Here is a 12,969-nt window from a genome sequence, read left to right as displayed (position 1 = left end):
CATTGTATCAAAAATATCCATTATTTCTTTGTTTCTGACGCAACATTTTCCTGCGCCTGCCCAACAGCCGTATACGCCGCTGCAACGGCTTCCGCCACACGCAGACCGTCCATAGCTGCACTTGTAATACCGCCTGCATAACCGGCTCCCTCACCACATGGGTAAAGACCGCCCACATTGCTTTCAAAATGTTCATCTCTCGGCATTTTCACCGGTGAAGAAGTTCTTGTCTCAACGCCCGAAAGAATGGCATCAGATCTATCATAGCCCTTTATCTTTCTTCCGAAAGCATCAATGCCTTCAGCCAGGCTTTCACAGACAAACGTTGGCAGGCAATGCCATAAATTGCCGAAATGATAGCCGCCTTTATGTTCAGGCTTTACCGCTCCAAAACTCTCTGAGACTTTTTTCTCTTTGAAATCACCGAAAAGCTGCACCGGCACAAGTCCCCGACCTTCTTCATAAGCCAGTTTCTCCCATTTTCGCTGAAAAGCCATCCCGGCAAGAATATCCGAACTGCCGAAATCCTCCGGTGAAACGCCCACGATCACCGCACTGTTGGCATTGGCACCGTCACGTCCACGGTTGCTCATACCATTCACCGCACACATTCCTTCTTCTGAAGAAGCATTCACCACATAGCCGCCGGGGCACATACAAAATGTATAAACCTGGCGCCCCTTACCCGTCCGGTAAGTTAATTTATAACTGGCTGCCGGAAGCTGATCCGCCGCATCGCCATACTGAGAATGATTAATCACAGGCTGGGGATGTTCCACACGCACGCCGATTGCAAAAGGCTTTGGCTCCATGGCAATCTTTCTCTCCAGAAGCTTCTCAAAGGTATCTCTGGCACTATGACCAATTGCCAGCACGACATGATCTGCCTCAATACGTTCTTCACTATTCACAATCACGCCTCTGATATGGTTTTGATCATCTATCACAAAATCTGTCACTTTTGAATCAAACCGAATCTGACCGCCAAGCGAAAGTATCTCATTGCGAAGTTTTTCAACAATCCCAACCAGAAGGTCTGTTCCGACATGGGGCTTCTGCACATATAAGATATCTTCCGGTGCTCCCGCCTCTACAAAAGTCTCCATAACCTTTCTCTGTCGTCCAAAAGGATCCTTGACAAGAGTATTGAGCTTGCCATCTGAAAAAGTACCGGCACCGCCCTCACCAAACTGTACATTGCACTCCTTATCAAGCTTACCGCCTGCCCAGAAGGCATTCACCTTCTCCATACGGGTATGCACTTCACTTCCCCGCTCCAGAATAATCGGATCATATCCCTGTCTGGCCAGCATGAGCCCGCAGAACAAGCCAGCCGGTCCGCTTCCAATGATCACCGGCGGCTTTGCAGGTTTCTCCGCCGCTTTTTCCGGCATCTGATAGATCACCGGTGTATAAGGCAGGATGTCCTTATTCACATGATGTTTTTTGAGATAATGCTTCTCATTGGCCAATGTCACCGCCACGGAATACTGATAAAGGACTTCCCCGGCATGCCCGCCTTTCCCGGACTTTCTCGCATCAATGGACTGTTTGATGATCTGATAATCTATCATCTCCTCCGGTCTGATACGCAACTTATGCATGATTGCCTCTTTTAACTGTCCTTTTGAATGGTTAAGAGGCAGTTTAATCTGATTAACCTTTAACATGGCAGCTCCTTCCGGCATCTGATCCCGCGAGAACGCCTGTTGCCCAGGCCCACTGCAGATTGTAGCCTCCGCATATACCGTCAACATCCAGCAATTCCCCGGTAATATAAAGTCCTGTGACAACTTTTGATGCCATATTCTTCTCATCTATTTCTCTTGTATCAACGCCGCCGGCTGTTACCTGAGACTGTTCAAAATCATTAGTGGCAATAATGTGCACACGGTGCTGCTTCACAAGAACAATCAACTGTTCCAATGCAGCACTGCCAACTTTATGGCACGGCTGTCCGCCGTCAATGCCGGCACATTTTAACAGACAGGCTGCCAGCTTACTGTTCATCATCCCGGAAAGCACCATTCGCATGGTCCACTTCGGATTAGCATGCATCTGCCACAAAAATCTTACCCGGAGACCTTTCTCACTGACAGCCGGCATCAGATCCAGCACAGCTGTCACCGGTTTCTTGATTCTGAGGGCTTTTGCAGCATAACGACTTACCTGAAACACAGGAATACCTGAAATACCGTAGGCTGTCAGCTGAATTTCACCACTGTCCTCTGCTGCCATTTTGCCGTCTGTAAAAAGTGTTACACTGCCCTGAAGTCGAATTCCTGCAAGCTCTTTGAAATATTTTTCTTTACAGTGAAGAGCACAAAGTGCCGGAACAGGTGCAATGATGTGATGTCCCAGATTCTCCGCCAGTCTATATCCTGAACCATTGCTGCCAAGCTTGGATGAAGACGCTCCTCCACAGGCCATGATCAGTTTTTTGCACTGGTACGTCTCTTTTGCCGTATAAATTGTAAAACCACTCTTTGAAGGGCCTTTACCTGCAGCTTTGATATCCTTCACTTCCTGTCCGGTCACCACATCTGCTTTGTGTTCCGCCAGTTCCCAGCACAATACATCGCGGACTGTCGCCGCCTGCTCAGACATGGGATAGACATAACCGTCCCTCTCTTTTGTATAAAGCCCCATGGATTCAAAAAAAGCCAGTGTATCACCGGCATCAAAATCCTCCAGTACATGAAGCGGGAACGCCTCCTGCCCGGATCTATAAACACCGGATGAAATACAGCCCCTTCGAATGGCCTGATTTGTCAGATTACATTTGCCATTGCCCGTTGCCAGAATCTTCTTGCCGGTCTTGTCCATTCTTTCAATAACTAAAACTGAGGCTCCTTCCCTTCCGGCTGCAATCGCTGCAGCCAGTCCGGAAGCGCCTCCTCCGATGACACATACATCGTAAATCATACAAGGCTCCTTATATCAAATGAAAACGTTTTAAATACACAATCAAGGTTGTTCCTTTCGGGAAGGAATAGAGTTCTTCTTCCGTCAGGCCATGGAACTTCAGCAATGCCACCGCATAAACAAGCACTGCTATGAAAATTGCCAGCAATGTTGTAATCGCATTGACATGTAAAACAAAATACACACCCTTATACACAACAAATGCTGCCACGCCCATCACTGCCGAAGCAGCTGCAGGTATCAGGAATGTCTTTTTCGTTTCCTGTTCATACCCAATATAATGTCTTAGAGCAACCTGATTAAAAATACACATCAGGAAACCAAATAAAATATTACTGTATAAAATTGCGTAGATATTCATATCGCAAAATCTTAACAGGATCACAATGAATACTGTATGAATTGCCAGTGCAATACCCGAGTTAATAATTGGTGTATTCATTCTGTCAATACCCTGCAGCGCACCAATGGTAACTGTTGATAAAGAATAAAACAACAGATATGGTGTGCCGATGGTAATCAGATGTCTTGTCAATTCAGATGAATCACTAAATAATAACTGCATAATTGGTCCGCCAAGAACAGATAAGCCTACACAAGCCGGAATCGCAATAATCATACAGAACTTAACCGTTGTCTCGATTTTCTTATGAATCTCCTCTTTGTCACCCTTCATCATAGCGGATGAAATGCCCGGAACAACTGCAAGACCCAAAGCTGTTGCCATGGCCATCGGCACATTGACAAGCATTTTATACTTGCTGCTGTATACACCATATAAAGAAGAAATCAATTCTGCTTCGTAACCCAGTTTTGCCAGAATATTGCTGTATAAAGAAGAATCAATAATACCGCTCACCTGATAAATAACAGAACTAAGCACAACCGGTGCCATTGTTAATGTCAACATCTTGTAAATGTTCTTATAAGATTCCGGCTGATGACGATTGTCCTTATGTACGCGACGCATAAACTGCGGTCTGTACAGCATATAAATAATGATCAGGAAAATTGTACTTGCAAGAGCGCCAATGCATGTACCCAGGGTACCGCCCATAGCTGCCCATGCAGGTCCCTGAGATACAAGGATTGCTGCTGCTGCCACGCTGACAACTGCATTGAAGATCTGCTCAAAAATCTGTGATATCGCTGTCGGCATCATACTGCCGATTCCCTGAAAATAGCCTCTGAAAGTACTCATCACACAACAGAGGAAAATTGTTGGTGCCAACACTCTGAGAGCCGGCACAACACCCATCATCTCAGGGCCGAATACAGCACTTGTAATCTGTTTTGCAAAAATAAATGTTCCAAGACCAATGACCGATCCCACGATCAATGTCCATAAAAGGGCACTGACCATAACTCTGTGTTCATTGGTATAATCCCGTTTGGCATGGGTCTTCGACACCAGCTTGCTGACCGCAAGGGGCACGCCATTGGATGAAACCAATAAAAGTAACATATAAATATCATACGCATAGCCGTAATACCCCATAGCCACATCTCCTGCAATACGCTGGAGAGGAATACGGTAAAACAACCCGATCAGGCGGACAATGATCTGTGCAATGGCCAGAATTGACCCCTGGACAATGATATCTCCGCTGCTGTTTTTGCTTTTGGAAGAGTTTCCCATTCATACACCTCTTGTCTATATCATTCTAAAGTGACAGTTTTACTGTCTGATACGACCTCGAAGAATGTTTTTCCTGGATTTAAGGAAAGCTGATTGCCGGAGGCATCATAAAAATGTGTCTTGTCCGCGTCATCGCTGCGTTTCCATGTTATCTCTTCTGCCTTACCATCAGTTATATACAGTCCATTGCCTGAACCATTGAGGGTCAGGTCCTGGTGATCCTGTTTACTGATGGATTTCTCGCCTACATACTGAACAATAATATTCTTAAATGCGAGCTGCTTATCATTCTCCCGGTCGATATGTGCTTCGCCATACTGATAGCGATAGTAAAGACCATCCTCAGTATTATATGTGAAATATGGCTTCGAGTCAAATGGAATATTCACTTTTTCTGCATTTGTTCCTTCTTTTAATGCAATATCGTCACGATTAAACTGTAAATGTGATTGAAAATCCTTCGGATAATCTCTTGAAAGCCCTGTCACCTCAAGCCCTGCTCTCAGCATTTCCCCGGTTGTATAAACATTATGCGGTGCTTTTCTGTCTGTTGAGCGATAGAAAACCTGTGATTCATAACCGGACAGGCCGCGGATTGTAGTGATATTCTCATCTTCAATACGCGAAAGAGCATACTTGGACTGGCCGTAATGAACATAAATCGCATCATTGTCATTGGCAAAATCAATATAATAATGTCTGGCACTGCGGATGGAACCGATTTTCTCAACATGATCCACATCCTGGAACAATGCCATCAAACGGGTAATTCCTCCTTCCACCTGCGCCTCATAAATCATCTCTGCCTGACTGACACCGGACTGAGGAAGTCCCTCTTTGATATTGTTGATCATGATCGCATAAGGTCTCTGCAGACCGATCTTCTTATCCACCGGTTCACCTGTCAGATAGCTGAACATCTGTCCATCGGCCAATGTCAATTCCGATTCCTGAGCCGTTTCCGTCTCTGTCTCTGTCTGAGTTTCAACAACAACGGCTGTCTGAGCTGCTGTCTCTGTTGATTCCGCCTTCTTACCGCCGCAGGCAGTTATCGCCAGCATCATTCCCACTGTCAGACAAGTCACTGCTATACCATATTTCATCTTTTTCATAAAACCCCTCCGTTATCGTCTGCCTGTATTCATCTGTCTTACCCCAAAAATATATCTCTGAATGATTTTTCCTTAATGTGTTATCGTTTCAGATTCAGCATATTCAAAATGTCTCTCTGCTTCTCCTCCATCACTTCACGTTCTTCATCCTGCATATGGTCGTAGCCGAATAAATGCAGCATACTGTGTGCCACCAAAAATCCCAATTCTCTCTGCTGAGAATGGCCGTAACTTGCAGCCTGCTCGATAATCTTATCCACAGATAAAATGATATCCCCCAATATCAGTTCTCCGCTCTCAGGATTAAAGAAATCCTCTGTCAAACCATCTTCCAGTACTGAAAAATCTCCCGGGCTCACATAATCAATCATCGGAAATGACAATACATCCGTCGGTTTAAATAAATCTCTGTAATCTCTGTTGATCATAGCAATCTCATCATTTGTTGTCAAAACCACATTGACTTCTGTCTCATAGGGACATTCCTCAAAATCAAGGGCACCATTAATGACTTCCCTTATAATCTTCTCATAATCAAAATCAAGCTTCTTGTCTGCTTCATAATCAATATTAACTGTCATAAACTCTCTCCTATTTATCTCCCTGTTCACTTGTCTTTCTGCGTGATGCTGAACGTTTCGCTCCTGCTCTGCCGGCCCCATCTTTCTTAGGTCCTTCTTTTTTTGCTCCCGGCATATGCTTCTGTTTAGCTTCGTAATCATCATAAGCCTTAACGATCTTCTGCACAAGCGGATGTCTGACAACATCCTGGCTGGACAGCATACAGATACCGATATCCTTGATTCCGCCAAGGACCCTCAATGCCACATCAAGCCCCGACTGCTGCCCTGTCGGCAAATCCTTCTGACTTAAATCACCGGTGACAATGACTTTGGAGCCAAAACCGATACGGGTCAGAAACATCTTCATCTGGGCCGGTGTCGTATTCTGCGCCTCATCCAGCACAATAAAGGAATTATCCAGTGTACGACCTCGCATATAAGCTAACGGTGCCACTTCAATCAATCCCTTCTCCATATTCTTCTGGAAACTCTCCGCACCCATGATCTCATACAGCGCATCATATAAAGGCCTCAGGTAAGGATCGATCTTACTCTGAAGATCACCGGGAAGAAAGCCCAGCTTCTCTCCGGCTTCAATGGCCGGTCTTGTCAGAATAATCCGGTTCACTTCATTATTCCTAAAGGCCGTAATAGCCATAGCCATGGCCAGATAGGTCTTACCTGTACCTGCTGGACCTACGCCAAATACAATCATCTTCTCCCGGATATTGCGAATATAATTCTTCTGTCCATGGGTCTTCGGCTTGATTGGCCGTCCTCCAATGGTGTGGCAGATCAGTTCATCGTAAAGCTCTGTCACCTTCTCCTGTTTGTCTTCCATGCTGAGTGCCAGTGTATAATTGACATTCTGGTCTGTAATGACTTCTCCGTTCATGGATAATTGAATCAACTGATTCAGCACATTCACTGCCTTGCTTGTCTTGCCTGCTTCACCAATGATCTTCAGGCTGCCGCCTCTGGCAATAATGGTCACATTCAACGCACGTTCAATATTCTTGATATAATGATCAAACTCGCCAAATACGTTTCTGATATGTTCTGCAGGGATATCAATGATTTCTTCAGTAATACTCATCCTGTCGCATAATCCTCCATCTTAAAACTCGCCCGTGTTCCATGCCATCTGCTGACTCCGAATAGGCACCTCTTTTCCAATAGGCCCATTGAGTGTCAACACACCTTTGGCATGACCTCCACCGGCATCTAGTGATATTGTAACACTATTCGAGATAATTTGAACCCCTTTTTTCTCCAATTCATGCAAATACTTCTGCAATTCTTTCTCCGCTATCTGTTTCAGTTCTTCATCCGTATAATCTTCCATCACATTCTTATAAGGAACGTACTCTGTATATAACAGTGAAAAAGGCAGATAAAAAGTCGGTGTCAGCCTGAATTTCTTCTTCCAGAACCATATTTCTGTCAGGTCTCCGTCTGAATTTTGTCCAAAGAAATTTTGCCATGAGGGAAGCTGAAAATTCTTATCTCCGATTTCAAACCCGTAAGTCTTCCATGATTTTCCATCGTAGTCACGCACTACATGTTCCCTCTGATAATTTTTCTCATAATTCTGTTGATATCTTCCTTCAATATCTCCATCCGCGGTCAGATAATCCACTTTTTTCAAAGTTTCATCTTCATTATATATATACACTTTTCCTTCAATCAACACATCTCCCTTTTTGACTTCATCCCCATACCGCACCGCAGCCGTCCCCCGCCGGACCACCAGATTTGTTATCAATGCATCCTCAGCTGTCACTAAATTTGCCGGCAAATCAGTCTCACTTTCACCATTCTGCGTTTTGGGGCTATCCTCTTGATTCTCAACACGCTTCACATTTCCTGTCTGATCACCTCCTGAACTTCCTGATATTTTCAAATCACCTTCCCGCAGTTCAATCTGCAATTTCGTTCCCGTGATACTGGCCGACACCCAGGTAATTTCATTGTACATAATCCTTAATTCTTCTTCAATTCTTGGAAGATCAATCTCTGATTTTTGGCATCCTGTCTTCACATTCATCTGTGCCAGCGCCTGCAAAATAAGCTCATCTGTATATTTGCTGTTGCCGTCAATATCAATCTGCCAGATAAAAAGAGACATCACATAGATGATTCCCGTGCAAACCGCCGCCCCAATCAAAAACCACCACCGTCTCCTATGTCTGTAAAAGAAAAAAGCCGGTCCCTGCCGATCCAGAATATGTATTTTCACATGTGTTTTCCGAACCAAAGGTCTCAGCTTTTTAAAATTCTTTGCATCTATTTCCATCTGTATAGCATTCTCCTTTCGGATTAAATGCCGCAGCTCAATGCCGTTATTCCGGCAGAGATTCACAAAACGCAGCGTCTGTTCTCCTGTTACAAGACACTGCACCCGATTGGATATGACAGGCATTGTGCACCTCCTTTATATTTGCTATCATTGTCAATATCCTACTATCATCCCATAGTACTATATTATACATTGATTTTTATCATTGATATTCTATCTTCCTGATAACCCCCTCTATCACCACTTCATCCTCATTGATACAAGTAATTTGAAGTTTTTTCCCAACAATCGTCACAACCATCTTCGGGCAAAGCAGTACAATCTTTTCCTCTTGATAACTCTGTACAGATGAATAATTCTCCACCCGAAGCCGATGTCGTCCCACACCATAGAAAACAGGCAGCGCCGCCAATGTTTCATCCGGCACCTGGAGAAAAGTTGCCAGAGCTATCTTTAAGAAAGGATATTTCTTCTTCTCTTTTTGAGAAAAATGTGTCTGAACCTGATTTTGAACAAACTTCTTGTGCTGTTTCAAAATTTGCCGCCTCCACATTCTCCTCACATCAGTTTATGCAGACATCTGTTAAACATACCATTGTTATTCTAATCTGATTATTTTTCTGACAGGTGTTTCTGTTACCATCAATCCTTTCAGGTATTCCACTTTTCCATCTTTTACCTTCGTCCCATTTTCTTCATTCAAACCATATACAAGGGTCATTGTCATGTTACTGCTGCCTCTTAATGCAAATGAAGTTCCAGGCATTTCAGGATTTACCGCTTTAAATGCATCCTCATCCAATATGATATACCCATTTTCTTTCAGCAATAAAACCGAATACAAACTAACGCCAAATGAATTATCATCTTCTTTATTTTTGTTTTCGATATTTACCGTAACAAGATAATACGCATCATTTTTCTCGTTCGTCTCTTCTGCTGATGTATATTTATATTTTTTATCAAATTCATCTTTATCCATCAACTGTGTAGATTCTACCTTTACAATATAATTTTTTAGTTTCGTATCCGTCTCATCCCCTGTTTCCCTGTCCATAGACACACTATCATTTTCATCATAATACTCTGTCTGTACTTTTGGAACATTCTGATTCACATAATAAATTCTCCATGTCAGCAAACTTGCGATCAAAACAAGAAAAATTAGAACCGCCCATTTCATTTTAGTATTCTTTTTTATCATTTCCTGCCTCCATCTTTTTCTCCTTTACAGACAGAATTTTTCCCTGTTCAATTTCAAAAATCACATCTGACATTTCCTGTAACAAGACTGCATCATGACACGAAAGAATAACCAATGCCCCTCTTTCTCTTTTCATCTGAATAATTTTTTTCAACATTTCGACACCTGACATATCCAATGCATTCGCAGGCTCATCCAAAATAATCAAATCCGGCATTTCTAATATAGCCGCCGCAATACCTAATCGCTGCTTCATACCAAGAGAATATTTTTTATATTTCTTTTTTTCCTGTACATCCAATCCTACAATACGCAGCACTTCATTAATTCGGCTTTCTTCCGCCTTTCCACGAATATCTGCCAATAATTTTAAATTATCCTTCCCGGAATATCTGTCCAAAAAAGTGGGATTCTCAAGCAAAAAGCCAACACTTTCCGGAAATTCTATATCTTTTCCCAATTTCTTTCCATCAATCTTCACATCACCTTCATTCAAATGAATCAACCCAATAATTGCACGCATCAGCATCGTCTTTCCAGAGCCATTAATTCCCTGAAACCCATACACCTTTCCTGATGTCATTGACAAAGTAATATGATTCAAAATCATTTGTCCGCCTATTGATTTTGTAACATCATTCAATTCTATTCGCATTTTTCTCATCTCCCGTTATCCTATAAACGTTTAATTATTTTCACCGCCCACAATGTCATAGTGTTTTTTGAATTTAATATAACCAAGCACACTTGCTATTACAACTATGCCAAACACCATGATATACCCGCCTGTACTTTTCATTCCATCTCGCAGCAGCCATCCAGCTCTTAATGCCATCATATAATTTCCTGGTATAGATGGAAGAAACAGATACGCCGATATAATAAGAATAATTGTTGAAATCAGAAAAGAAATCAACGGCCCCAAATATAACGCCATCATCATTTGCAATAATGACAGTGCCGCTGCCATACACACCGGAAGCAGCAACCAAATGACTGTAAAACTCGTATTATCCAGAAAACATTCTAAACCTGCAATATCAAACAGCTGACACAATAACGTCAAATTTACTTTCAATGCAATTGAAATTCCATTTATCCTGCACAAACCCATCAATATCAACAGAATCATTCCATGATAATAAAAAGTACTAACCAAATTCCAGATACACTTAGAAAGCCACCATTCCAATCGCCCGCCCATTCGCACTAGTACTTGCTGGCCAACACTTTGCAAATCCTTAAATGGATAATTTAATACCAAAAACATTCCAAGCATAAACAGCAACATCCAAATAACTGGAAAACTGAATTTATCATTGTGCTGCATATAGACTTTCATTCCACCATATACATACATCCAGCAATCTCCAAAAGTTATTTCCGATATCTTCATCTGGTTATCCCGAACTAACAATTGTATATGTCTCCAAAAATTTTCAAAAGAAACAGTCCCAAAAATAACAGGTGCTGCAAGTACTATCCACCTTCTAAAAAATCCATTTTTCAAATCCAGACATATACTTTTTCGCAGACAATTAATAAATCTCACAATGAGCCTCCTTTACGCCCATCACACATAACACAAACAGCAATATACACCCTTCTGTCAAAATAATATTCCAACTTGCAGGATATACTGTACTGACCGCACGCAGAAAATACAATGGTGATAATTCATGATACAAATGTCCAGAAGGATCTGTATATATAAAATTCTCGATATAATTTATACCCAGGCATACAAACATCGGTAATATAACAGATAATACTTTATATTTCACAAATGCAGAAAATACAAATGCCAAACATGCAATCAAACCGCCAAAAATGAAATCAAGCAAAATATAACTAAAAATATACCAAAGCGGATGATTAAAGTACAATTCCGACATCAAATCATAACTTGTCACACCATACATATCTATAAACGAAGGGAATGGACGTATCATCGGTATAAAAAGTGCGATCAACAACAAATTCAATAATAGCGGAATAATTATTGCAAGCCCTCCCGTACAAAATACGGCCATATATTTCGCAGCAACATAAGCTCTTCTTCCGCATTTGGTAATCACCAATTGACGATAACCTCTTCTTTTTTCTTCACAATAGGACCAGCCATAGGGCAGCGCCACAATCAAAGGGCATATATAAAAAAATATGGCTGATCCAAGCGAATAAGCTTCGCCTCCCATCCAGCTATTCATCAGTGAAAACCCTTCTATATAGTAACTCGGTGTATCATATATTTCTTTCAAACTTGATATGCTTTGCATTGTATTTAAAATATTATACATCGCACTCATAACAGCTGGAATTATTCCAATAATTAATGACAGTAAAAACATTCTGTTCTTCAATGCCTTTTCCATTTCTAATTTCAAAACATTTTTCATTCCTGTTTCCCTTCTGTCTGCAAATTCAATTGTACATAATTTACCCACTCATCATCTGCACCATATGGCACTTGAACATACAAACTATCCGCTGGATATTGATTAAGATTTACCAGCCACCCAATCACAATTTCCCTCTCTTCGCCAACCGGTATTTCGCAGTGATATTCTTTCCCATCTTCTTCATTTTTCTCTTGTGCATCGAAATACACCGGCATTGAAATCAGATGTACATTTTTATTCTCATCCACACTTGTAAAAGCACATTCTGTAATATTATAGTCTTCCGGCATATTAATATTTTTAAGCTTCATTTTACACAGAACTATACCATATTGCTTATACTCATTCTTTTCAACCGTCTGAGGCTCTTCATCGGTATAGTACTCCACACTATCTTCTAATTTTGTCTGATCAATTTCTTCATCAGCCACACTAGAATAATATTGGACACTTTCTACTGTACATATATAACCAATATTATTCTGGTCATCCTGTGTGGGTGCTGCCACTTCAAAAGAGTCTCCTATTTGATGATGTGTGCTGTCATCTTCTGTATAAGTCATCTGTTGACCGCTAGTATCATCACTGGTATCCTTTATATTCTTATCTGCAGATAAGAGCCGAATCATATTTTCTGTTGAACACGCTGACAGCAAAATACTCATACATAAAATTACAGCTGCAATCTTTGTTTTTTGATTTTTTGAAGATCTCATCAATTTTTCAACTCCTCCGATAATCCATTTCATATTAAACTCTTTATCTATATATCAGGATATTAGATTCTTAAAGTAATCCAATATCCTGATAATTTTATTTGGGTTA

13 protein-coding genes are annotated in these 12,969 nt (G+C 41.6%); all 13 read right to left on the bottom strand.

From position 1 onward, the window contains the following. Nucleotides 1-20: 20 nt before the first annotated feature. A complete protein-coding gene (locus HED67_RS03525) occupies nucleotides 21-1,670 on the bottom strand; it encodes an NAD(P)/FAD-dependent oxidoreductase (protein WP_221717535.1) in 1,650 nt (549 codons plus the stop codon). Next, complete coding sequence (locus tag HED67_RS03520; RefSeq protein WP_246612087.1) at nucleotides 1,657-2,925, bottom strand: BaiN/RdsA family NAD(P)/FAD-dependent oxidoreductase; 1,269 nt, start codon at nucleotides 2,923-2,925, stop codon at nucleotides 1,657-1,659. The genes HED67_RS03525 and HED67_RS03520 overlap by 14 nt, the downstream gene beginning before the upstream one ends. A gap of 10 nt (nucleotides 2,926-2,935) precedes the next feature. Further along, nucleotides 2,936-4,564, bottom strand: a complete 1,629-nt coding sequence (locus tag HED67_RS03515; protein WP_221717534.1) for a putative polysaccharide biosynthesis protein — start codon at nucleotides 4,562-4,564, stop codon at nucleotides 2,936-2,938. A gap of 20 nt (nucleotides 4,565-4,584) precedes the next feature. Next, nucleotides 4,585-5,676 carry a DUF3048 domain-containing protein gene (locus tag HED67_RS03510; RefSeq protein WP_215632226.1) on the bottom strand — a complete coding sequence of 364 codons (1,092 nt, stop codon included), beginning with the start codon at nucleotides 5,674-5,676 and terminating at the stop codon, nucleotides 4,585-4,587. A gap of 80 nt (nucleotides 5,677-5,756) precedes the next feature. Then, nucleotides 5,757-6,257: an rRNA maturation RNase YbeY gene (ybeY, locus tag HED67_RS03505; protein ID WP_215632227.1), complete on the bottom strand. Its 501-nt coding sequence runs from the start codon at nucleotides 6,255-6,257 to the stop codon at nucleotides 5,757-5,759. Between the two features lie 10 nt (nucleotides 6,258-6,267). Then, a complete protein-coding gene (locus tag HED67_RS03500) occupies nucleotides 6,268-7,335 on the bottom strand; it encodes a PhoH family protein (protein ID WP_221717533.1) in 1,068 nt (355 codons plus the stop codon). A gap of 21 nt (nucleotides 7,336-7,356) precedes the next feature. Further along, complete coding sequence (locus HED67_RS03495; protein WP_221717532.1) at nucleotides 7,357-8,661, bottom strand: sporulation protein YqfD; 1,305 nt, start codon at nucleotides 8,659-8,661, stop codon at nucleotides 7,357-7,359. Nucleotides 8,662-8,740: 79 nt separating this feature from the next. After that, nucleotides 8,741-9,073, bottom strand: a complete 333-nt coding sequence (locus HED67_RS03490; RefSeq protein WP_221717531.1) for a YabP/YqfC family sporulation protein — start codon at nucleotides 9,071-9,073, stop codon at nucleotides 8,741-8,743. 63 nt (nucleotides 9,074-9,136) lie between these two features. After that, on the bottom strand, nucleotides 9,137-9,742 hold the full coding sequence (locus HED67_RS03485; RefSeq protein WP_221717530.1) for a DUF5028 domain-containing protein: 606 nt from the start codon (nucleotides 9,740-9,742) through the stop codon (nucleotides 9,137-9,139). Continuing rightward, nucleotides 9,723-10,397: an ATP-binding cassette domain-containing protein gene (locus HED67_RS03480; RefSeq protein WP_221717529.1), complete on the bottom strand. Its 675-nt coding sequence runs from the start codon at nucleotides 10,395-10,397 to the stop codon at nucleotides 9,723-9,725. The genes HED67_RS03485 and HED67_RS03480 overlap by 20 nt, the downstream gene beginning before the upstream one ends. Nucleotides 10,398-10,427: 30 nt before the next feature. Beyond that, nucleotides 10,428-11,294 carry a hypothetical protein gene (locus HED67_RS03475; protein ID WP_117526750.1) on the bottom strand — a complete coding sequence of 289 codons (867 nt, stop codon included), beginning with the start codon at nucleotides 11,292-11,294 and terminating at the stop codon, nucleotides 10,428-10,430. Then, nucleotides 11,281-12,141 (bottom strand): hypothetical protein, encoded by an 861-nt coding sequence (locus HED67_RS03470; protein ID WP_221717528.1) that lies wholly within the window; start codon nucleotides 12,139-12,141, stop codon nucleotides 11,281-11,283. Before HED67_RS03470 ends, HED67_RS03475 begins: the two co-directional genes overlap by 14 nt. Beyond that, nucleotides 12,138-12,893 carry a DUF5027 family lipoprotein gene (locus HED67_RS03465; RefSeq protein ID WP_221717527.1) on the bottom strand — a complete coding sequence of 252 codons (756 nt, stop codon included), beginning with the start codon at nucleotides 12,891-12,893 and terminating at the stop codon, nucleotides 12,138-12,140. The genes HED67_RS03470 and HED67_RS03465 overlap by 4 nt, the downstream gene beginning before the upstream one ends. Nucleotides 12,894-12,969 lie beyond the last annotated feature (76 nt).

Source organism: Pseudocoprococcus catus, from assembly GCF_019734885.1.
In the GTDB taxonomy this organism is placed as follows: domain Bacteria; phylum Bacillota; class Clostridia; order Lachnospirales; family Lachnospiraceae; genus Coprococcus_A; species Coprococcus_A catus.
Note: the sequence above shows the minus strand (reverse complement) of the source record. Positions and strands in the feature narration are given on the sequence as shown.